The 23,326-nt window shown below is 50.9% G+C and carries 20 protein-coding genes; all 20 read left to right on the forward strand.

Going from position 1 to position 23,326, the window contains the following annotated elements:
- Positions 1-206: 206 nt before the first annotated feature.
- The 20 genes from KOO63_05780 (at position 207) to KOO63_05875 (ending at position 23,176) form a co-directional block, all read left to right on the forward strand.
- Complete coding sequence (locus KOO63_05780; GenBank protein ID MBU8921311.1) at positions 207-1,256, forward strand: OprO/OprP family phosphate-selective porin; 1,050 nt, start codon at positions 207-209, stop codon at positions 1,254-1,256.
- Between the two features lie 46 nt (positions 1,257-1,302).
- Complete coding sequence (locus tag KOO63_05785) at positions 1,303-2,166, forward strand: sulfurtransferase (protein ID MBU8921312.1); 864 nt, start codon at positions 1,303-1,305, stop codon at positions 2,164-2,166.
- 23 nt (positions 2,167-2,189) lie between these two features.
- A complete protein-coding gene (locus KOO63_05790; protein MBU8921313.1) occupies positions 2,190-2,549 on the forward strand; it encodes a DsrE/DsrF/DrsH-like family protein in 360 nt (119 codons plus the stop codon).
- Between the two features lie 26 nt (positions 2,550-2,575).
- Complete coding sequence (locus KOO63_05795; GenBank protein MBU8921314.1) at positions 2,576-2,800, forward strand: sulfurtransferase TusA family protein; 225 nt, start codon at positions 2,576-2,578, stop codon at positions 2,798-2,800.
- A 102-nt stretch (positions 2,801-2,902) separates the two neighbouring features.
- The gene (locus KOO63_05800; GenBank protein ID MBU8921315.1) at positions 2,903-3,340 is read left to right on the forward strand and encodes a hydrogenase iron-sulfur subunit; all 438 of its coding nucleotides are present in this window, start codon (positions 2,903-2,905) and stop codon (positions 3,338-3,340) included.
- Positions 3,341-3,356: 16 nt separating this feature from the next.
- The gene (locus KOO63_05805) at positions 3,357-4,655 is read left to right on the forward strand and encodes an FAD-dependent oxidoreductase (GenBank protein ID MBU8921316.1); all 1,299 of its coding nucleotides are present in this window, start codon (positions 3,357-3,359) and stop codon (positions 4,653-4,655) included.
- Entirely contained in the window at positions 4,652-6,337 is a 1,686-nt protein-coding gene (locus tag KOO63_05810) for an FAD-dependent oxidoreductase (GenBank protein ID MBU8921317.1), read from the forward strand. Before KOO63_05805 ends, KOO63_05810 begins: the two co-directional genes overlap by 4 nt.
- Entirely contained in the window at positions 6,334-7,497 is a 1,164-nt protein-coding gene (locus tag KOO63_05815) for a hypothetical protein (protein MBU8921318.1), read from the forward strand. Before KOO63_05810 ends, KOO63_05815 begins: the two co-directional genes overlap by 4 nt.
- Positions 7,490-8,587 (forward strand): Coenzyme F420 hydrogenase/dehydrogenase, beta subunit C-terminal domain, encoded by a 1,098-nt coding sequence (locus KOO63_05820; GenBank protein ID MBU8921319.1) that lies wholly within the window; start codon positions 7,490-7,492, stop codon positions 8,585-8,587. The genes KOO63_05815 and KOO63_05820 overlap by 8 nt, the downstream gene beginning before the upstream one ends.
- A gap of 37 nt (positions 8,588-8,624) precedes the next feature.
- Positions 8,625-9,050, forward strand: a complete 426-nt coding sequence (locus tag KOO63_05825) for a hydrogenase iron-sulfur subunit (GenBank protein MBU8921320.1) — start codon at positions 8,625-8,627, stop codon at positions 9,048-9,050.
- Between the two features lie 41 nt (positions 9,051-9,091).
- A complete protein-coding gene (locus KOO63_05830) occupies positions 9,092-12,151 on the forward strand; it encodes an FAD-dependent oxidoreductase (GenBank protein MBU8921321.1) in 3,060 nt (1,019 codons plus the stop codon).
- Positions 12,152-12,571 (forward strand): hydrogenase iron-sulfur subunit, encoded by a 420-nt coding sequence (locus KOO63_05835; protein MBU8921322.1) that lies wholly within the window; start codon positions 12,152-12,154, stop codon positions 12,569-12,571.
- 2 nt (positions 12,572-12,573) lie between these two features.
- The gene (locus KOO63_05840; protein ID MBU8921323.1) at positions 12,574-13,536 is read left to right on the forward strand and encodes a 4Fe-4S dicluster domain-containing protein; all 963 of its coding nucleotides are present in this window, start codon (positions 12,574-12,576) and stop codon (positions 13,534-13,536) included.
- Positions 13,537-13,541: 5 nt separating this feature from the next.
- A complete protein-coding gene (locus tag KOO63_05845) occupies positions 13,542-14,576 on the forward strand; it encodes a 4Fe-4S dicluster domain-containing protein (protein ID MBU8921324.1) in 1,035 nt (344 codons plus the stop codon).
- Positions 14,577-14,586: 10 nt separating this feature from the next.
- Entirely contained in the window at positions 14,587-15,420 is an 834-nt protein-coding gene (locus KOO63_05850) for an FAD/NAD(P)-binding protein (GenBank protein ID MBU8921325.1), read from the forward strand.
- Between the two features lie 15 nt (positions 15,421-15,435).
- Positions 15,436-15,906, forward strand: coding sequence for a 4Fe-4S dicluster domain-containing protein (locus KOO63_05855; GenBank protein ID MBU8921326.1), 471 nt, complete (start codon positions 15,436-15,438; stop codon positions 15,904-15,906).
- Between the two features lie 52 nt (positions 15,907-15,958).
- Positions 15,959-17,083 carry a Coenzyme F420 hydrogenase/dehydrogenase, beta subunit C-terminal domain gene (locus KOO63_05860; protein ID MBU8921327.1) on the forward strand — a complete coding sequence of 375 codons (1,125 nt, stop codon included), beginning with the start codon at positions 15,959-15,961 and terminating at the stop codon, positions 17,081-17,083.
- 36 nt (positions 17,084-17,119) lie between these two features.
- Positions 17,120-17,998 carry an NAD(P)H-dependent oxidoreductase subunit E gene (locus tag KOO63_05865; GenBank protein MBU8921328.1) on the forward strand — a complete coding sequence of 293 codons (879 nt, stop codon included), beginning with the start codon at positions 17,120-17,122 and terminating at the stop codon, positions 17,996-17,998.
- Between the two features lie 49 nt (positions 17,999-18,047).
- The gene (locus KOO63_05870) at positions 18,048-19,901 is read left to right on the forward strand and encodes a 4Fe-4S binding protein (GenBank protein ID MBU8921329.1); all 1,854 of its coding nucleotides are present in this window, start codon (positions 18,048-18,050) and stop codon (positions 19,899-19,901) included.
- A gap of 2 nt (positions 19,902-19,903) precedes the next feature.
- Positions 19,904-23,176, forward strand: a complete 3,273-nt coding sequence (locus KOO63_05875; GenBank protein MBU8921330.1) for an FAD-dependent oxidoreductase — start codon at positions 19,904-19,906, stop codon at positions 23,174-23,176.
- The last annotated feature ends 150 nt before the right edge of the window (positions 23,177-23,326 follow it).

Below are 23,326 nucleotides of genomic sequence, written 5' to 3' on the forward strand. Positions count from 1 at the left end.
GTTCGGCGTGAACGCCATGATCTATGATGCGCTTTCAGGCCACAAGTGGGTCGACGCAAATCCGAATTACCCGATCGTATCAGGTAGCTGACAAATTGTTCTGGTTAGTCTGGGAGTGATTGACTCTCGGACTATTTTAAAAAGATAGATCGAAAAAGGGAAGCGGGGCATGAGACTCTGGTTTCCCACCGAAAAAAGGAGAAACGATGCGTAATCTGATGTTCATGTTGCTGGTAGTCATGCTGGCTCTTCCTATGTCCCTGCAGGCGCAGGGATGCCTTTCGGGCGGATCGGAAGAGGGCGTAAATATCGTAGGATTCATCCAGCCTCAGATCAATTTCTCTCCGCGCCCCGATGCGGATGACAGAGAACTGACCTTCAGTTTCAACAGGGCCAGGATCGGCGCTGTCGGAAACGTTCCTTACGACATCAGTTATTATTTCATGATGGAATTTGGTCCTATGAAGGAGGAATCTCCCTATCTTCTGGACGCGTTTATCACATATACGCGTTTCGGAGAAAAGGCAAAGATCTCCTTCGGTCAGTTCAAGCAGCCGTTCGGTCTGGAGAGAAACACATCCTGCTCCGCGCTGAACACCGTTGAAAGATCGATGGTTACCGATAACCTCGCGATGGACAGAGATATGGGTGTAATGCTTCTTGGTACGCTGGGTGGCAAGTTCAACTATAGCGTTGCAGTGATGAACGGTGTCGGGCTGAATCAAGAAGACGGGAACAAGGGTAAGGATTTTGTAGGGCGCGCGACCTATTCGCCATGCAGCAGGGTCACAGTCGGAACCGGATTCAAATTCGGTAACGCCGAGTCAAACGATAAGGATGCTGTGGATCCTGACGACGACAAGTTTACCCGTTTCGGCCTGGACTTCACCGCTGAGTACAAGGACTTTATGCTCCAGGGCGAATATATCTATGGTAAGGATGAAGGCTCCTCCACGACCGGAGGAGGATGTGGGGAGGTTGCCACGACCGTACTCGGATCGTTCGAGAAACAGGGTTTTCACCTTACTGCCATGTACAACACCAAGTGGAACTTGCAGCCCGTTATCAAGTATGAGCTCTACGATCCGGACAAGGAATTCGAAGAGGATATAATGCATATCCACACAATCGGTTTTAACTACTTCATCAACGAATGGACGAGGATCCAGGTCAATTATCAGCGTGCTATCGAGGAGAAGGTACCCGCTGACGATAACGACGCCCTCTTTATCCAGATGCAGGTGAAGTTCATGTAAATGGTGCCCTTGTCTGATGACAAAGGCCGCCAATGAAGGAGGCGACATGAAAAGGAACCTGACGATCATAGCGGCGGTAGTCCTGGCGATACTGTTTTCCCAGGGGATCAACGCGCAGGTCATATCTGTAAAAGAGCTGGCCGACCTGATGGACGGTGGAGATCTAGTCATAGTCTCTGCGAGAAAAGCAACGGACTACGCGAAAGTCCACCTGCCTGGCGCGATCAATATCTGGCACCAGGACCTCTATCAGGATGGAGAAATCAAGGCTATCTGCAAGAATTCTGATGAGATAGCCGCATATCTCGGTGCCAGGGGAATAAGTGCCGACAAGACGGTCGTCATCTATGACAGCGGCAAGAGCAGATTTGCGGGAAGACTCTACTGGATCCTGAAATGTGCCGGCTGTAAGGACGTCAGGATCCTTGACGGACATATGAAGATGTGGAGGAAGGGTCGCAAGAAAGTGACGAAGCAGGCTACCGAGATCGCTGCGGTCGAATTCAATGGAACAGCAGACATGTCGATCTGTATTCCCATGGCCGAGGTAAAGACTTCCCTGGGCAAAGAGGGCGTAATGCTCGTAGATGTCAGGGATCCCGAAGAATATGCCGGCGAGAAGGGCATTACCGAGCGGAAGGGTCATCTTCCCGGAGCGGTCCGGTTCGATTTCAACAGTATCCTCAATGCTGATGGAACGGTAAAGAGCAAGGACGAGCTTGCGGCGCTGTTTACGGCGGCTGGAATCGTATCTGGCAATCAGAACATCCTCTACTGTGACACAAGCATAAGAGCAGGAATGATCTACATGGTCCTTAACGCTATTCTGGAATATCCGAATGTGAGGGTATATGACGGCGCCATGTCTGAATGGGCAGCCGACCCGGCAAATCCTCTCGATAAGGGTTAAGACCGGTTCTGAAAGGAGTTCTTATGAGCAAGATGGCAATGACCATAAACGGCGCGAAAGCTGACAACATTTTCCCGGCGATAACGCTGGCGGTGTCCGCGGCAGCTACCGGCGACGAAGTGATCATCTACTTCACCCCCGGCGGAGCCCCGATCCTTGTCAAAGGCGCGATGGAAAAGCTGAACGAAGAGACGGCGAACATGCCGGATCTCATGGAGATGATGGAAGGGCTGAAAATGCTGGGCGCGCGACTTCTGATGTGTGAGCTGGCGTTGGAGGCAAACGGCATCAAAGAAGAAGATCTTATGGAGGAAGTAGAAGTAGTCGGCGCAACTACATTTGTCGGAGCGGCAGATGGCGCCGGACTTACATTCTCGTTCTAGACACGATTGACAGAGAGGAGAAAATTATGGCTGTAGTACAGCTGGACGCGATGGGGTTGAAGTGCCCCCAGCCGATACTCAAGGTAATGGCTTTGATCCCGACGCTGACCGGAGGCGAGATCCTTGAAGTAACAGCGGATTGCCCTTCGTTTCCTACGGATATCAAGGCATGGGCCGAGAAGACAGGCAAGCCCCTTCTCATGTGTTCGAGCGACGGTACTGGCAAGCATACGGCTCAGATACAGCTTTAGAGAGATCGGATCAGGGGCGCTCCGAAAAGAGGAGCCTGTGGCTTCGTTATTTGGACGCCCCTTCCTTATCATCGGTTCTGGACAGGGAAGATGCAGGAGATCATGGAAAATCAGGAACTGGATCAATTTAAACCAAAAATAGTCGGATTTCTGTGCAACTGGTGCACATACGCGGCAGCTGATCTCGCGGGTTCGTCGAAGATGGAGATCGATCCGGCACTCACCGTAATCAGGGTGATGTGTTCGAGCAGGGTCGACCATAATCTCGTTTTGACGACTTTTTTCAGCGGCGCAGACGGCGTGTTGATCGCAGGATGTCATCCGGGCGATTGCCACTATGGAGCTGGCAACTATTACGCGAGGCGCCGGTACGCTCTTCTGAAAAAAGTGATGGAGTCTCTTGGCCTCGAATCCGAAAGGCTGAAATTGTCATGGATCTCCGCCGCCGAGGGCAACCGCTACGCTGAAGTCGTAAACGGTTTTTCAGATAAGATCAGGCAATTGGGACCCAACCCGATCAATAAGATGTCAGGCTTATAGTAAAGGTTAAGCAAATATGAGTCATTCAGAAAACGTTCTGATAATCGGAGCCGGCCTGGCCGGGATGACAGCGGCCCTTGAACTGGCACATGCCGGCAAGAAGGTCCACATTGTCGAACGGCTGCCCCTGATCGGGGGCAAGGTCATCAAGGACGAGGAGAGTTTTCCCAATCTCGAATGTTCCACCTGTATGGTGGCGCCCGTGCAGCAGGACGTGCTGCAGAATCCTAATATCGTGACCATGACTTTTAGTAATGTGGAAAAAATAGAGGGCGAAGCAGGTACTTTCCACGTCACAATAAAGAAGAACGCCCGTTATGTCAGTATGACCGATTGTATAGGGTGCGGGATGTGTTACGAGCCTTGTCCCGTAACGCAGAAGAACGAATGGGAAGAAAATCTCGGTGATATAAAAGCTATTTACGTTCCCTGCGCGGGTGCGCTTCCCAATGTGCCGGTCATAGATGCTCAGATCTGCCTCAAGCTCACGGGGAAAGAAGAGTGCAGTGCCTGCGCCGATTCATGCATGTTCGGAGCGATAAAGCTTGATGATACAGATGAGATTGTGGAGCTTGACGTGGGAGCGATCGTCGTCGCGACCGGAGCCGGGAACTATGATGCCACTACCCTGCCTCAGCTCGGATACGGAAAACTTCCCGGAGTATATACGCCTTTCGAATTTGAGAGGCTTTTCGCGTCGAACGGCCCGACCCTGGGAGAATTGACCCTCCGTGACTCTGAAAAGAATCCTGAAAAAGTAGTCATCGTACATTGTGTCGGGCGCGAGGAAGTGGGCTATTGTTCCAGCGTCTGTTGCATGTATTCGATGAAATTTGCTCATTTCATAAAAAAGAAACTGCCCGACGCGGAGATATTCAATATCTATTCAGATGTCTGCGTGCCAGACAAAAACTATCAGAAATTCTTTAGAAAAGTAGAGGGAGCCGATACGAAGATGATCTTTTCTCCCGCGATAGACAGCGTGAAAGTGTCGGGGAACGGTTCGGGAATGAAGGTTTCCTATAGCAGTGGAGACGGGTCCGATGAATCGCTGGACGCGGACATGGTGATATTGGCTACTGCTGTCGTACCCGATCCCGAAGCCGGGACGCTGGCGGAGATGGTGGGCCTCGAGCTGGATCAGCATGGCTTTATGGCGGTGAAGGACGATGTCGCTGGTTCAGTTGAAACATCAAGAGAGGGCCTGTTCGTCGCCGGAACTGCGGAAGGACCAAAAGACGTTCAGACGGCTGTCATCCAGGCGGAAGCAGTAGTCGGCAGAGTGATGTCATATCTTGGGAAGGTGACCGGATGAAAGCAAAAGTCGGAGTATATGTATGTGAATGCGGCCCGAACATCTCCGAGAAGATAGATATCGACAGGATACTGGAGGCTCTGCCCGGACTCGAGGAGTACAGGGATATCGAGCTTGTCGTGAAGAGATTCGGCCTGCTCTGTTCAGGAGATGGAAAAACATTTCTTGAAGATGAGATTAACAATAATGGACTTACTCATCTTGTTCTGGGCGCCTGTTCGCCCCGCGACCATGACAAGACCTTCATCGCGGTCTGCAAGAAGACCAGCCTCAATCCGTTCCTTTACAAGATAATCAATATCCGTGAGCACTGTGCGTGGATCATTCCGGATAAGGACCAGGCTACTGATAAGGCGATCACATACATGAGGGCTGGTATCAACAGGGTGCTGTTTCAGTCGGCTCTCATGGAGAAGAAACTCGATATCAATCCGGATGTCATCATAGTCGGCGGCGGGATAGCGGGGATCGAAGCATCTCTTTCTCTCGCGGCAAAAGATAGAATGGTCTATCTGGTCGAAAAGGATGACCATCTCGGCGGTAAGGCTGTTTTGTTCGGCGGACTTCTTCCCAGGCAGGGTGGAGGATCAGCAAAGATCAGAGAAAAGATAGAGAGTGTGCTCGGCAATGACAGGATAAAGGTATACCTCGAATCGGAACTTAAAAACGTTATCGGGTTCCTCGGCAATTTCGAAGTAATGGTAGCCGGTGGGGAAGGCGGAGAGGAAAGAGAGCTCAAGGTCGGAGCGATAATAGTCGCAACGGGCAGCGGGATGTCTGATCCATCCGCTCTCGATGGCCTGAAGTATTCGGAAGCAGATGAAGTCATCACATCCATGGACGCAGAGCGGATGTTCGCGAAAGATGGGAAGATCTCGTTGAAATCGGGTGGGGAACCAAAATCGGTTGCCCTGATCCACTGCGTAGGCAGAGAGGAAAAGGGATACTGTTCGAGGATCTGTTGCAACTATATGATGAAGATCGCTGGCTATCTGAAGGATCAGTCGGCGGATATGAGGGTCATAGAGTTTCACCGGGGGCTCTGTCTGCCGGACAAGGCTGACCAGGGATTCCAGAAAGAGACCGAAGGACGCGGGGTTGAGTTCAAGAGAGTACGGGAATTGACAATAGCAGGAACAAAAGTCAACGCTGAAGGGATGGACGGCAAGTCCGAGGCCCTCGATTTCGACCTGGTCATCCTGGCTCCTGCTCTAGAACCGTCCGAGGGAACGGAAGGTATGGCCGAGCTTCTGGGCGTTCCATTGAGCGAGTCGGGGTATTATCAGGAGATCCACCAGACTACCAACCCGGTCGCTACATCGATCGAGGGTGTATTTGTAGTTGGAGCAGCGCACAGCCCCAAGGGTATAACGGATTCGATGCTGTTCGCGCAGGCCTCGGCGGGAAAGATACTCAGTCAGCTGATTCCAGGAGGAAAGATCACACCCGAGATCAAGGTCTCCGAGATCCTCGAAGCGTATTGCACGGGATGTGGAAATTGTCTCGATGTCTGTGTTTACGGGGCGATTTATTACGATGAGGGTAGAGGCATATCCGTTGTCAACGAAGCGGTGTGCAGAGGTTGCGGAAACTGTTTCGGAAGCTGCCCGTCGGGCGCGCTCCGCACGAAACATTTTACCAATACCCAGCTATACGAAGAAATGAGAGAGGCTATACGATGAACGATTCTGCAGCACTGGGAGCGAAGACGAAGGCGGCTGACGGTCCGGGAGAGGCGATAAGAGCTTTTCTCAGGATGGCGGTGGAAAAGAAGGTCGCCGACGCGGTTCTTGTCCCGGTAAAAGTCCCGGCAGGGAATTCTTACGCATGGATACTGGCGACAGACATGTCGATCCTTGATGAGGCCTCGCCGATAGCGCCCGTAATGCCGGTCCAGGGAGCGAAAGCTCTGAAGAGCCTGACAAGGAAAGGGCACGGCGAGCTGACTGTGATGGCCGTGATGAGGCCCTGCGAGATACGGGGGACGTTTGAGCTCCTCAAGCTCAATCAGGTGAACCTCGAGAAAGTGATCCTGGTCAGTTACGATTGCCCGGGCGCCATTCCTTTCCGCGATTATGTGAAAGATCCGGGGGTTGGCGAAAAGAATTTTCAGGCAGTCATGTCGGCAGGTACGCCCGCAGAGGAAAATGTCAAACCGGCCTGTATCATCTGCGACGAGTTTTCACAGGTAGACTCCGACATTCATTTCGGATGGTTCGGAGAGTCTGAAGATTCGGTTATCGTCCTTCCGTTCAGTAATAAGGGTGGGGAAGTACTGGAATCAATGGGGATGGAATGTTCCGATGATATTTCCGACTGGAAGAAGACGGTCGCGGGGCTGAAGGAAAAGAAGACAGGGACACGGACCACTACTCTCGCCGAAACAGGCAAAAAGGTTCAGGGGCTGGATGGTCTCATGGGCACGTTCAGTGAATGTATCGGATGTCACAATTGCATGGCCGTATGTCCCATCTGTTATTGCAGACAATGTTATTTTGATTCGGAAGTCGCAAAGAAGACTTCCGATTTTATTCTTGAGACCGCAAAAAAACGTGGTGGATTCGCATTTCCGTCTGACAGAGTGATGTTCCATACGGGCAGGATGACTCACATGAGTCTCTCCTGCGTATCCTGCGGAATGTGCACCGACGCATGCCCGGTCGATATACCTGTCGCGGAAATTTTCAGTTACATGGCCGACATCACGCAGCCGGCGTTCGAATATACTGCCGGCCGCAACGACGGAGTTCCCCTGCCACTGAGAAAATATGAGGAGAAAGAAGTGCCCCAGGTACACGAGATAGTGAAAGAAGCCGAGGGAGAGGAGGCTGCTCATGAGTAGGATAGATGTACAGAAAGCTTCCTCTAAAGGATTGAAAGAGCTAATCGCCTATCTGCTCGAGAGCGGGAGAGTCTCAGCTGTATTTTCCTTGAGAAAGGATTCGAAAACCGGCTCTTATGACCTCGGCCTGATCACTGAAGAGGCCGGGATGGAAACAGCGGAACCGCTGGCGCCGGTCATGATAGCGAACGCGGGACAGGTTCTTTCCTCCTTCGCTCCACCGGCAGAACCGATAGCCGTGGTCCTGAAGCCATGCGAACTCAGAGCCTTTATCGAAAGAGCAAAGAGGGAGCAGGGCAGCCTGGAGAATATCCTGACAATATCCATGACCTGCGGTGGAGTCCTGACGCGGGACAGGGTCGTCAGCGGATTCGACAGTGACAAGGTCGGCGATTATGAAAATCATTGTTTTGCTGGAGATATACATCCCGAGACTCGTGATACCTGCAAGGCATGTGAATATTTTGTTCCCATGAATGCCGACATAACCGTTTCTATGGCAGGCCAGGAAGATGCCGGGACCAGGTGCCATATATATCTGAACACCGATCTGGCCAGGGAAATGGCGAAGGGGTTCGGCCCGGACCCTGCCGAAGAAGATTTCGATAGCTCGATTACCGAGGGGCTGGCATCAAAAAGGGCGGCTGAAAAAGAGAGGCTTTACGGCGCGGTGATGTCGGGCAAGGGTGGGCTGGATGCCGTTATCGATACGTTCGGAAAATGTCTGGGATGTCACGGTTGCAGCAGGGTCTGTCCGATATGTTATTGCATGATCTGTGATTTCGAATCGAGAAATTTCGATAACGACATGCCGTATTTCGAAAAAGAACTGGAGCAGAAAGGGGCGCTGAGGCTTCCTCCGGATACGATGTTCTTTCATATAGGCAGGATGATCCACATGAGTTTTTCATGTGTAGGTTGCGGCCAGTGTTCCGATGTCTGTCCGGCTGATATCCCGGTGGCGTCAGTGTTCAAGAAGGTCGGCGAACAGACCGCGGCGATATTCGAATATGTGCCCGGCAGGGACATCGAGGAATCGATACCTGTGATGGTGTTCAAGGAAGAAGAGTTTACAGAATTTATTGACTGATAGAAGGCGCGGATAGAAGCCGGCCGGGGAGCGGGAGATGGAAAAGAAATTCGTACCAAGAATAACGAGTTTTCTCTGCACATGGTGTTCGTATACCGGTGCGGATCTGGCCGGAACGGGGAGGATGCAGTACCCGACAGCGATCATACCGATCAAGGTGATGTGCTCAAGCCGCGTGGATCCTGTTTTTATCCTCAAGGCGTATCTGAAAGGTTCCGACGGAGTGTTTCTCGGTGGCTGCCATCCAGGCGATTGTCATTACGAAGTGGGAAACTACCATACACGCAGAAGATTCGCGATTGTGAAAAAGGTATTTGAATTGCTCGGCCTGGAATCGGAAAGGCTCCGGCTGTCATGGATATCGGCCTCTGAAGGCCCGAAGTTTGCCAGGGTGGCGAACGAATTCACAGAAAAGATCATTGAGATGGGTGAGAACGAAGCAAAGAAAAAGATATTTCTATAGCCAAACATGGCGAGTCACAGCGAAGGCTCAAGGAAGGACCGATGGGTACCAAAAGGAAATCAGCACTTGTTGTAGGCGCTGGAATAGCGGGGATTCAGGCAGCTCTTGATCTTGCGGATATGGGAGTGAAAGTACATCTCATTGAGGATACACCGACTATCGGCGGACGCATGCCGCAGCTCGATAAGACATTTCCTACAAACGACTGTTCCATGTGCATCCTTTCGCCCAAGATGAGTGAGTGTTCAAGGCATCCGAATATTACTATTCATATCCTTTCTTCTCTTGATTCGATATCGGGAGTCCCCGGTAATTTTACATGCACTATCACCGAGAGGGCGAAGTATGTCGATCCGGTCAAATGCGTGGCCTGCGGACTCTGCGAGGAAAAGTGTCCTGTCAAGATATCTGATGATTTCGACACAGGCCTGAGAAACCGCAAGGCTATCTCGAGGTATTTTCTCCAGTCCATCCCGGCCGAATATACGATCGACGCGGAGAAGTGCCTTTACCTGACAAAAGGTGTATGCAGACTTTGCGAAAAGGTCTGTACCGCCGGCGCGATAAAATACGACGATACCGACAAGGCGATCGAACTCAAAGTCGGCGCCGTCATCATGGCTGCTGGTATAGATCCCTTCGACCCGATCGGATTCGGTCATTTCGGATATAAAAGGTACGACAATGTAGTCACCTCCCTGGAGTTTGAGAGGATGCTGTCGGCTTCCGGTCCGCTGGGAGGACACGTGGTCAGGGCCTCTGACGGGAAAGAACCAAAAAGGCTCGCGTTCATCCAGTGCGTAGGGTCGAGGGACGAGGGGATAAAGAAAAATTACTGTTCATCGGCGTGTTGTATGTTCGCGATCAAACAGTCGATAATTGCCAGGGAACATATAAAAGATCTCGATGCCACGATCTTCTACATGGATATAAGGGCGTTCGGCAAGGATTTCGACAAGTACTATGATAAGGCCGAGAATCAGTACAACGTGAAATTCACAAGGTCGAAGGTCGCGGACATCCTCGAAAACGATGATGGCACGCTGAGGCTGAGGCATACGCTGGAGAACGGCGAGATCCACTACGAGGAGTTCGACATGGTCGTACTCTCGATCGGCCTTCAGGCCCGGGAAGCGAACAAGGTTCTGTCGAAAGATCTGGACTTCAAACTCAACGAATTTGGTTTCTGCCGTTCGGACAGGTTCAAACCGCTTCAGACGACTCGCGAGGGGATCTTTGTCTGCGGCGCGATGAACGGGCCGAAGGATATCCCCGAGTCGGTCGTATCGGCATCGGGAGCCGTGGCCAACGCGGTGAGGTTCCTCAAGCTTGAGAGACAGGAACTTCCCTCTGGCGAAGATGCCATACAGGAAAAAGATGTTTCAGGCGACCGGCCGCGAGTCGGCGTGTTTGTCTGCCACTGCGGGATTAATATCGCGGGTGTGGTCGACGTGAAGAACGTGGCCGAATATGCCTCGACCCTGGAAAATGTCGAGCATTCCGAAGATGTCATATATGCCTGTTCACCTGATGGCCTGGAAACGATAAAGAAAAGGATCGAGGAGCAGGGACTCAATCGGGTAGTGGTCGCGGCTTGTACGCCCAGGACTCATGAGCCTCTGTTCAGGGAGACGATCAACGAGAAGGGGCTCAACCCCTATCTCTTTGAGATGGCCAATATACGCGATCAATGTTCATGGCCCCATATGGATCAGCCAGAACTGGCCACGACAAAATCCCGCGACCTCGTTGAGATGGGTGTCGCGAAAGCAAGAGGGCTTACACCGTTGAAGAGGCTGCCGATAGGGATAGATCCGAAAGCCCTTGTCGTTGGTGGTGGTCTTGCAGGCATGACGGCGGCTCTGTCGCTTGCCGATGCCGGGCAGCAGGTATATCTGGTCGAGAAGGAAGCCGAGCTCGGCGGGAATATGAGAAATATCTTTTTCAATTTCGGCGACGACCCCCAGGTCTTCTTAAAGAAATTGATCAAGCAGGTCAAGCGGCACAAGAAGATAGACGTCTTTACTGGAAGTAGGATAGATAATATTGCTGGATACATAGGCAATTTCAAGACCACGGTGAACGGAAGTAATGGAGGGGGCTCCAGCACGGTTGATCATGGAGTCGTTATCGTAGCGACAGGCGGAGAAGAACACGAGACCGAAGAATACATGTCGGGGAAAAGCACGAGGATAGTCAGCCAGGTCGAGTTCGAGCGCATGCTCAAGGAAAACGACTTTCCTGTCGGCAGGCTGAATAAAGTCGTGATGATCCAGTGCGTAGGTTCTAGAGAGGAAGGCCGGATGTACTGCAGCAGGGTCTGTTGTACCAAGGCGGTCAAGAACGCACTCGAATTGAAAAAACTCAAGGCGAAGGCAGACATCTACTTCGCGTACAGAGATATGAGGACTTATGGGTTCAGAGAGAAATATTACACTGACCTCCGGGATGAAGGGGCAGTATTTCTCCGATATTCACTTGAACAGAAACCGGTCGTAAAGCTGATCGATCCGGAAGAACCCGATAGCAGGGCTATAGTCACTGTCGTCGATCCGATCCTCGAAAAGGAAGTCGTTATCGAAGCAGATCTACTTGTCCTGGCCAAGGCGATCGACGCGCCGAAAGAGAACGAAGAGTTGGCGAAGATGCTGAAGGTCCCCCTGAACGGGGAAGGGATGTTCCTCGAGGCCCACGTGAAGCTGCGGCCTGTTGATTTTGCTACGGAAGGCGTTTTCGTATGTGGTCTGGCTCACGGGCCGAAAGATATGGACGAATCCCTCGCCCAGGCAAGGGCAGCGGCGAGCAGGGCGCTGACCTTCCTTAACAGGAAGGAGATCCTGGCCGAGGGCACGATATGCCAGGTCCAGGAATCCCGATGCTCGGGGTGTGCCTATTGTGAATCTATATGCGCCTATTCCGCGATCGAGGTCGACCCGGAAAAGCAGATCGCCATTGTCAACGAGGCTCTCTGCAAGGGTTGTGGAGCATGCGCAGCTTCATGCCGTTGCGGGGCACTGGATTTGAGAGGGTTTACGAACGAGCAGCTGTATTCTGTTTTTGATTCACTGGATATGGCAATAACAGAACAAATTGGAGATTAAATGAGTGAATGGGAGCCAAAGATTCTTGCAGTCCTGTGTAACTGGTGTTCATACGCCGGGGCTGATCTCGCGGGTGTTTCGAGGATGCAATATCCGCCGAACATCCGTGTAGTGAGAGTGCCCTGTTCGGGCAGGGTCGATCCTCTCTTTATCCTCAAGGGTCTGCAGAGCGGGTACGATGGGGTCCTGGTTTCGGGATGTCATCCTGGAGATTGTCATTATATTTCGGGCAACTATGTCGCGCGAAGACGTTTCGCGGTTCTCAAGCCTCTTCTCGAGTTCGTCGGAATAGAGCCGGACAGGGTCCAGTTCTCCTGGATATCTGCCGGTGAGGGAGAGCGTTTCGCGGAAGTAGTCAGCAAGGTCACAGAGGATATAAAGAAGATCGGTCCCGCGAAGAGACTGGTCAAGGGAGCATGACAGTGAAAGAATTGAGGGAGACTGTAAAAAGCCTTCTGACCGAGGGAAAAGTCGATCTGGTGATAGGATGGGAAAAAGGCACGATGCCCGGGGCATCGACTCCCGTATTCATCGATACCGCAGAGAAGGCAGACAGCCTGATCTTCGACTCGACCTGCAGGAACAACCTCTCCGTCTATTTCACAAAAGACAGGAGAGAGCTGGCGAAGGACGACAAGAAGATAGGTGTCGTAGTAAAAGGTTGTGATTCCAGGTCCCTCGTTCTGAATATAACTGAAAAACAGATCGATCGGGAAAAGGTGACCATAATCGGCGTTCCATGCAACGGTGTGCTCGACATGAAGAAGGTCACCGGCAAGGTGGACGGAAAAGAGATCCTCGAATTCACGGACGATGGCGAAAGGGTGACGGTGAAGGGACGGGAATTCGAGCAGACATTTCCGCTGGACGAAGTCATCAGTGATTCATGTGTAACCTGTGTGCGTCGTGATGCCGTGGAACACGACCTTTTCATTGGCGAAGCCCGCGAACCCGGGAGCGACGAGAATGCCTACGTTGAGGTGGAGGAGTTCGAGAAGCTGGATTCAGGGGAGAGATGGGCACGGATGGAGCAGGAATATTCGGCCTGTATACGTTGCTACGCGTGTAGAAACGTCTGCCCGTCCTGTTATTGCAACGTCTGCTTTGTCGACCAGAACGACCCTCAGTGGATAGGCAAATCGCCCGAGATAACCGATACGATGATATTTCACATTATCAGGAATCTTCACGTAGCCGGCAGGTGTGTGGAATGTGGAGCCTGTGAAAGAGCCTGTCCGATGGACATAAAACTGCTTCTTCTTAACAGGAAGGTGGCCAAGGAAGTCAGGGACAGATTCGGTAGCGTTACGGGAACAGGATTAGAAAACAAACCGGCCATGGCCGATTTCAAGGAAGATGAGAACCAGGATTTCATAATGGGGTAGGGAGAATGATCAGAATAGAAAAGGAAAGGATCGATGAATTCATCCGGACTCTCATGGAGACCCGGGCTGTGTATGCTCCTGCCCTGGATGGAAAGAACACCATGTTCGCGCCTGTAGAGGATCCGGCAGGAATCGATCACAACATCTTCAATACGGACAAATCGCCGAAGGAGATATTCTTCCCGCATTCGGAAGTGCTCTTTGAATATGAAGGTGAAGAGATAAAGAAAGTTGAAAGAGATGTCAGGCCGATAGTGGTTTGGGGGCTGAGGGGTTGTGACGCGAGGAGCCTGAGACTTCTCGACAAGGTCTTCGGCAGCGCGTGGCAGAAGCCGGGCAATGACATGTTCGAGGATCCCTACTGGAAGGAAAAATACGACGATGCCATCATCTTTGGCACTGCCTGTAACGAACCCCGCTCAACATGTTTCTGCAACTGGTTTGGGTCCGGGCCTCACGACGATGCGGGCATGGATGTGAAGGTCGTAGATACGGAAGAAGCTTTTATCCTCGATCCGGTGAGTGAAAAGGGAAAGAAGTTTATCGGGTCCCTCAAAGGATGGGCGGAAGCGACCAAAAAAGATCTTGCTACGATAAAGGCAGTCAGAGAAAAGGCGGAGGGTTTGATGGGAGAGGCCTTTGGCATGGAAGGCATAGCGGAAAAGATGGCGGATCTTTTCTTCAAACCTGTCTGGGACGATATTGGAGCGAAATGCGTCAATTGCGGCGCCTGTGCCTTTATCTGCTCCACCTGTCATTGTTTCGATGTGCAGGATGAGGGGAAGAAGGGTAAAAAAGGAAAAAGGATACGGATCTGGGACACATGCATGTTCCCCCTCTTTACAAAGGAGGCGTCCGGACATAATCCGAGAGATATGTCGAAGGATCGCCTCAGGCAGAGGTTCATGCACAAGTTCAGTTATTTTATAAGCAATTATGATGAGCATCTCTGCACTGGTTGCGGGAGATGTGTGTCGGTCTGTCCAGTCAACCTCGATATCAGGGATGTCGTGAGAGCAGTCATGACCTCAGAAGCGTAAGGAAGTCCAGATGAGCAATACATATATCCCCATCCAGATGAAAGTGGAGCGGATAGAGATCGAAGATCCCGACAAGGCATTGCGTACGTTTGACCTCGTTTTTGTGAATGAGGAAGATAAAAAGAATTTCGAATATATGCCGGGGCAGTTTTGTGAATGGTCGCTGCTCGGACTGGGCGAATCGCCGTTCGGAATAGCGTCGTCACCGACTGAGACCGATTTTCTGCGGTTTACCGTGAGCAGGACGGGTTCTGTGACGAACGAGATTCATTACCTGCGGGAAGGCGACACTATAGGTATCCGTGGCCCGATGGGGAACTGGTATCCGGTTGAGAAATTTAAAGGTGGGAATGTAGTCATCATCGGTGGAGGCTTCGCATTTACTACCCTCAGGTCCCTGATAGTCTACATGCTTGAACATCGTGAAGACTATGGGGATATAACGGTGATCTACGGAGCGAGGGCACCGGAGCTTTTCATTTACAAAGATGAGATCTCAGAGTGGCAGAAACGCGATGACATCGATATTCAGCTCACGATAGACAATCCGGCGGATGGATGGGATGGCAGGACCGGCTTTGTTCCCGCGGTGACAAAAGAGATCGCTCCCTCGACGGAGAACACCTGGGTCGTCGTCTGTGGCCCCCCGATCATGATCAAGTTTACCCTGCCTGTCCTCAGCGAGCTGAAGTTTGCTGACGACCGGATCTATACATCGCTCGAGAGAAGAATGAAATGCGGGATCGGTAAATGCGGAAGATGCAATATCGGCTCGAAATATATATGTATCGACGGCCCGGTTTTTTCGCTGGCCGAACTGAAGAAAATACCAGAAGCGTTTTAAAAGGAGAATGACCGGATGGAAAAGATCATACTCAGCGAGAAGGATCCCAACTTCAAGAACGAGATCGCGTCCCAGCCGGGAGCTGAGAGTTTCATGCGCTGCTTCACATGTGGCACATGCACAGCATCCTGTCCCGTAGCCGAAGTACACGACGAATATGATCCGAGACGGATCATCAGGATGGCCGTCTTGGGGATGCGCGAAGAGGTACTCTCGTCTGATATCCTCTGGATGTGTTCGAGATGTTACACCTGCGCGGCTCTTTGCCCCCAGAATGTCAAGTTCACCGATGTGATCAGCATTTTGAGAGATATGGCGGTCAAGCAGGGATACGCGTCCAAGGAAAGGCTGGAACAGGCCAGGGATCTGGACAGGATGATTCAGACGATACGATGCAGAGTGATCGACAATAAGCTGCATCCTGATAAGAAAAATGTAGAAGAGATTAAGTTGATGGTAGATGAAGAGCTGAATAACAAGTGGTAATGGTCCGTCTGGCTGCGGACGTCTTCAGGGAGACCCTGTAAGAGGAGAGCTCATGAAACCTGAAAAAATATGGTCATTTGACGATCTCAGGGAAGAAGTAGTCCTGGCAGATCTTTGTGGAAAGTGTGGAGGATGCGTGTCGTTCTGCTCCGCGAACAGGATCGGGGCGCTCGTGATGGATGATAAAGGATACCCGGATTACAAGGACAAGGATCTCTGCCTCCAGTGCGGGATGTGCTACATGGTCTGTCCCCAGACTCATCCGATGAAGGAAGAAGTCGACGAAGCGTACAACTGGAAAGAGCCGATCGGGCACTTCATGGATGTCTTTTCGGCCAGGAGCACAGACTTGGGGATACGGAAAGTTGCTACAGACGGAGGCGTAGTTACCGCGCTTCTGGCAAATATGCTGGACAAGGGACATATCGATGGGGCTGTCGTATCTCTCGGGAAGTCCCTGTTGAAAAGAGAAGTAAAAGTAGCGACGACAAGAGAAGAACTTATAGAGGCCGCCGGGTCACATTTTTCAGAGTTGCCTCATCTGGAAGAGATGGGCGAAGGATATTCGACTTTTGTGCCAGTCGTGAAATACATACAGGAACTTGGGGCTGTAAAGACTGTCAGGGTCGCAGTTGTGGGGACCCCTTGTCAGATAGGCGCAATCCGAAAAATGCAGATTCTCAATGTAGTGCCGGCTGACATCGTGACCTTTGCCGTCGGCCTGTTCTGCATGCAGTGCTTCGAGATGGAACATCTCCTGGACAAGGACTTCATCCGGCAGTACGGGATAACGGCCGACGATATAGCCAGGGTGAATATCAAGGAAGATTTCATGCTTACCATGAAGTCTGGAGTGACTGTGCATATACCGCTGAAAGAGATCGAGGAGATCGTCAGGCCCGCCTGTCTCTCCTGCGAACTTTTCTCTAACGATTATGCCGACATTTCGGTTGGCGGCCTTGGTTCGACGGACGGATATACCACGGTGATGGTCCGTACGGTGAAGGGCAAGGAAATGATGGCCGATGCCATTTATGGTGGAGCAATAGAGCGGAAGGTCAGGAAATATCCTGAAGACAACGAGATCGAGAAAAAGCGTACTATTTCCCTCGTGAAGGAATTCACAGGATTGAAAAAATCACGGGGGCTGGAATATAGAATGAAAAACAGGAGTTGAAGGACAACTCGAAAAAAGATCGGACAGGAAAACGGTGTGATGATCAAAAAAACGAAAAAAACGAAATCGGGATCCGTTCTGGTAGTTGGTGGAGGTATCGCGGGTATCCAGTCGTCGCTTGATCTCGCGGAGTCTGGATTCAAGGTGCATCTCCTTGAAGAAACGCCGGCGATCGGTGGAACGATGGCGCAGCTGGACAAGACATTTCCCACGAATGATTGTGCCATGTGTGTCATTTCACCGAAACTTGTCGGGGCCGGGCGCCATTTGAATATTGAGCTTACTACAAACTCGGAAATAATGGGTGTGAGTGGTGAGGCTGGAAATTTCAAGGTAAAGATCAAAAAGAAACCAAGGTATATCGACGCGGATAAATGTACGGGCTGTGGAGCCTGCACGCTGAATTGTCCGGTGATCAACGTAATATACCCTGTTGAGAAACCGTATGTAAAACTGAGTATTGAAGTCATGCGAAAAGTCAGGCCTATCCTGGATGAATATCATGGTAAAAAAGGCAACCTCATGCCGATCCTGCAGCAGATAAATCATACATTCAATTATCTGCCGCCCGATGTGTTGAGCTATATTTCCATAGAACTGGATATAAGATTGTCGGAGATCTATAATATCGCTTCATTTTATAATTCTTTCAGTCTCACGCCGCGCGGGCGACACATCATAAAAATATGTATGGGAACTACCTGCTACGTTAAGGGTGGAGAAAGACTGTTCAATAAGGTGAGAGACGAGTACGGAATCGAAAATGGGGAAACAACGAAGGATATGAGATTTACCATAGAGTCTGTCGCGTGTCTTGGTTGCTGCGGTCTCGCGCCGGCAATTATGGTCGATGATGAGGTATACGGAAAAGTAAAAGTAAGCAGTATAATGAAAATCCTTGAAAAGTATAAATGAGAATAATTTGACCGTATCATGAATACATTGAATCAGCAGAAGGAAAATAATGGCTAAAATTTCAAATATTAAAGCCTTTGAAAAGTTGAAAAAGAAACTTGAAGAGGGAATAGATCTCAACAGAAAATCCATCTGTGTCTGTGGAGGATCTGCCTGTATCGCTACCGGAAGCCTCGGGTTGATCGACTTGTTTGAAAAAGAACTTAAAAAGCATGGAATAGACGATGAAGTCGATATCCTGGTCACCGGATGTCACGGGTTCTGCGAGAAAGGGCCTTTAGTCGTTATCCGTCCGGAAGGCATATTCTATCCCCTGGTAAAAAAAGAGAATGTGCCGGACATCGTCACAGAATCGGTCATTGAGGGAAAGCCGATCGAATCTCTTCTATACACGGATCCGATGACTGACGAGAAGATTGTTTTTGAACATGATGTTCCATTTTATAAAAAGCAGAAGCGACTTGTTCTCGGGAACAATGGATTGATCGATCCGATGGTCATCACAGATTATATCCGCGTGGGTGGTTACAAGGCTTTAGCCACAGCCCTGGATTCGATGACTTCTGATAAGGTGATCGAGACGATCATTGAATCCGGACTGAAAGGCCGCGGTGGTGGAGGCTTTCCGACAGGCGTGAAATGGAAGCTTTGCAAAAATGCCAAAGGAAAGACCAAGAATATAGTCTGTAATGCAGACGAAGGGGACCCCGGGGCATACATGGACAGGTCTATCCTGGAGGGCAATCCTCATTCTGTCATCGAGGGGATGCTCATAGGCGGCTTTGCTATTACCGCATCCACAGGATATATATATGTCCGCACAGAGTATCCACTTGCGATACAGCGACTGAAACAGGCTATCAAGCAGGCAAAGGCGCTCGGGTTCATCGGGAAAAACATTCTCGGCACAAAGTTTTCATTCGATATAGAGATAAGGGAAGGTTCCGGGGCCTTTGTATGTGGCGAAGAGACCTCTCTGATGCATTCGATCGAGGGATTATCTCCGGAACCAAGCCAGAGGCCTCCGTTTCCGACTGAATCGGGGCTTTGGGGAAATCCTACGAACATCAACAATGTGGAGACCTGGGCTGTCGTTCCTCTGATTATAAACGAGGGAAGCAAATTCTTTTCCAGCATTGGAACGGAGAACAGCAAGGGGACCAAGATATTTTCTCTTGTAGGGAAAATCAATAATTCGGGACTGGTAGAGGTGCCCATGGGGATATCGATGGGAGAGATCATCAATGGTATCGGGGGCGGCATACCTGACGGAAAGGCTTTTAAGGCGGTCCAGACCGGGGGCCCCTCTGGAGGGTGTATCCCCGCCGCATTGATGGACATTCCTGTCGATTACGAAAAGCTTGCTGAAGTAGGATCGATAATGGGCTCTGGCGGTATGGTCGTAATGGACGAAGATACATGTGTCGTCGATATCGCGAAGTATTTCCTTTCTTTCACGAATGACGAATCGTGTGGCAAGTGTACTTCCTGCAGGGATGGCAGCAGGATGATGCTGAATATCCTCACGCGGATATCGGAAGGACAGGGCAAACCTGAGGATATCGATCTGCTTCTTGAGCTTGGTGAAGCGATCAAGGATGCCTCTCAGTGCGGGCTTGGACAGACCCTGTCAAATCCTGTGCTCTCTACGATAAGGTATTTCAGGGATGAGTATAATGCTCATATTGTGGACAAGAGATGCCCCGCGCATGTCTGTAAGGAACTTGTCAATTACAGCATAGATCCTGAAGCGTGTATCGGGTGTGGAGTCTGTCTTAAGAACTGTTCTGTCGGAGCAATCACCGGCAAGATCAAAGAAGCACATTTAATCGATCCTGATGAATGCACAAAATGTGGTGTGTGCAGGGAAGTCTGCAAATTCAATGCGGTCATTGTGGAGTAAATATGGGAGCAAAAACAGAAATGATCAGTCTGACTATTGATGATAGACCTGTTGAAATGGCGGAAGGCGCCACAATCCTCGAGGCTTGTGGCAAGCTCGACATCAAGATCCCCACGCTTTGTTATCATAAAGCGCTTTCTTCCTACGGGGCATGTCGCCTGTGCCTGGTAGAGATAGAAGAGAACGGCAGGACTTCGATACGCACTTCATGTAACTATCCGGTCTCGGAAGGTATCAAGGTCAGGACGGACACAGAGAGGATCATTCGAAACCGGAAAATAATGGCGGAACTTCTCCTTGCGAGGTGTCCCGATTCCAAAAAGATCCAGAGTGTGGCCGCGGCGCTTGGTGTGACAGGAAATAGAATGGACCTGAAGCACGAGGATTGCATCCTGTGTGGTCTGTGCGTCCGTATGTGCAGGGAACGGATGGGCAAGGGAGTCCTCGGGTTTTCCAACAGGGGCAGCGAAAGAATCGTGTCGCCCGCCTTTAACGAACAATCGGAAGAGTGTCAGACCTGCGGGGCCTGTTACTATATCTGTCCCGTAGAAAAAGGCATCAAGCTTGACGAGATATCTGAAAACAAACCCAAGTTTATAAGTTCCGATTTCGACGCCGGGCTGGTCGGCAGGCCTGCCGTTTATATCCCATATGCGCAGGCGGTGCCGAATTACGCGAATATCGATCCGGAACTGTGCGTACATCTGACCACGGGCGAATGTCAGATATGTACGGAATTCTGCGAAGCGGAAGCGATCGATTTCAATCAGAAAGAAGAGCTGGTCGATCTCGATGTCGGCTCGATCATCATCACGACAGGAGCCGACACATTCGATCCGACCGGAATGCATGAGCTTGGTTATGGCAGATACAGCAATGTTCTGACAAGTATTCAGTTTGAGCGGATTCTTGCCGCATCGGGTCCGTTCGAGGGGCATCTTCAGAGACCTTCGGACGGGAAGGTCCCGGTCAAGATAGCATGGCTGCAGTGTGTTGGGTCCAGGACAGAGGACTCGAGTATGCCTTATTGTTCTTCGGTCTGTTGCATGTATGCCATGAAAGAAGCCATAATCGCGAAAGAACATGTCCCCACAGTGGAACCGAAGATCTTCTTTATGGACATGAGGGCGCATGGGAAAGATTTTGATAAATATTACGATCAGGCTAAAAATACCGGAGTGGAATTTGTCAGAGGCAGAATCGGAAAGATCAGGGAGATCCCCGATACGGGCAACCTGGTACTCTACTACACGAGCGAGAAGGGTGAAGTAAAACAGGAAGAATTCGATCTGGTCGTTCTGTCTATCGGTCTTACTCCAAGAAAAAATGCCGGAGAACTTTCCGACAGGCTGGGGATACGGCTGAACGAATTTAATTTTATCGAACATATCGGAAATTCGCCTATCGAGACTACGAAGCCGGGCATTTTTGTCTGTGGCCCCGCTGTTCAGCCCAAAGATATTCCCGAAACGGTGATGCAGGCTTCGGCGGCTGTCGCCGGCGCCGCGGAACTGCTTTCGGATGTGAGGGGCACAGAGATAACCGTAAAAGAATACCCTGCTGAAAAAGAAGTGCGGGGGCAGAGGCCGAGGATCGGTGTCTTTGTCTGTCATTGCGGCACCAATATTGGCAGCATCGTCGATGTTCCCTCTGTGGTCGAGTATGTTAAATCATTGCCTGATGTAGTCTATGCTGAAGAGAATCTCTTTACCTGTTCACAGGATACACAGGAAAAGATGAAAGAGATCATTGAGGAACATAAGCTCAACAGGGTAGTCGTCTCATCATGCTCGCCCAGTACTCATGAGCCGCTTTTCCAGGAGACCCTCAGGGAGTCGGCACTGAATCCCTATCTCTTCGATATGGCAAATATACGTAACCAGTGCAGTTGGGTACACAGGGCCGACCACGCGAAAGCGACCGATAAGGCCAAGATCCTCACCCGGATCGCGATCGGCAAGGCGAGACTGCTCGAGCCGCTTCATACGATAGCGCTCGACGTCACTCAGAAGGGTCTGGTCGTCGGGGGAGGGCTGGCCGGGATGGTTGCCGCCCTTTCAATAGCGGATCAGGGGTTCGAGGTGGCTCTCATCGAGAGAGACTACAGATTGGGTGGCAACCTGAACAGGTTGAAGAGAAGGCCGAATGGCGAGAAGGTCATAGACTGTCTTGAGGATTACAGGCAGAGGATCGCAGACAACCCGAAGGTAAGGGTCTTCCTTGATTCGGAAATATTGGCCATAGATGGATATGTCGGCAATTATGTGACCTCGATACGCAATAGTAAATCGGAAAATGTCGATGATTATGAACATGGGGTCATTGTCATAACAACCGGCGCGAAAGAGACTGAGCCAAAGGAATATCTTTTCGAAGATGACAGGGTGATATCTCAGCTCGATCTCGAAGATGTATTTGAGGAAGATGAAAAGACTCTCTCAAAACTGAAAAATGTAGTGATGATACAGTGCGTCGGTTCGCGTGATGAAGAACACCCCTATTGTTCGAGAGTCTGTTGCACCCAGGCGGTCAAGAACTCGATCCGGTTAAAGAAACTCAATCCGAAGATGAACGTCTACGTCCTCTATCGCGACGTTCGTACTTACGGGTTCAACGAGATATATTATCAGGAAGCAAGGGCGCTCGGGGTGACTTTTATAAGGTATGAGGAAGACGCGAAGCCTGTCGTGGAGTACGTGGATGACGAGAAGAAACAGATCTCGGTCAGCGTTATGGATATCGTTCTCGGGGGCGAGGTGGAGATCAGGCCGGACAGGGTCATACTGGCGCCGGCGATGATTCCCCAGGACGACGCGTCGACGATATCTCAGATGCTGAAGATACCCCTGAACGAAGACAGCTTTTTCATGGAAGCGCACGTAAAGCTCAGGCCGGTCGATTTTTCTGCCGAGGGTATTTACCTCGCCGGACTCGCCCACTCTCCCAAGCAGATGGACGAGACGGTATCCCAGGCAAAAGCGGCGGCCGAAAGAGCATGTATAATAATAAGCTCTGACGAGTATGTCTCTGTTGCGAATATTGCCGAGGTCGACGTGGATACCTGCGCGGCCTGTGGGATGTGCGTGGCTGCCTGTCCTTATGGGGCTCCCGGGCTTGTCTGGCTCGGAGGCAGACAGGTCTGTCAGATCAACACAGCTCTCTGCAAGGGTTGCGGCAGCTGTGGGGCGGTCTGTCCGTCGGGAGCGATGCAGCAGCTCGGATTCAAGGAGATCCAGACTCTCGAGATGGTGAACCAGTCACTTGGGTTGTTATAGGAATTAGGGGTAAGAGAGATATCCCGTGCCGGGCGCGGAAGCAGGAATGAGCCCGGCGAAGCAACAAAATTTTACTACTATGGTCTGAGATTTTTTCTGTCTTTTGGCCCAGCGCTATAGGATTTCCCGCATTTATTAATGCCAGCGTCG

The sequence above is a fragment of the Candidatus Latescibacterota bacterium genome, assembly GCA_019038625.1.
Lineage (GTDB): Bacteria > Krumholzibacteriota > Krumholzibacteriia > Krumholzibacteriales > Krumholzibacteriaceae > JAGLYV01.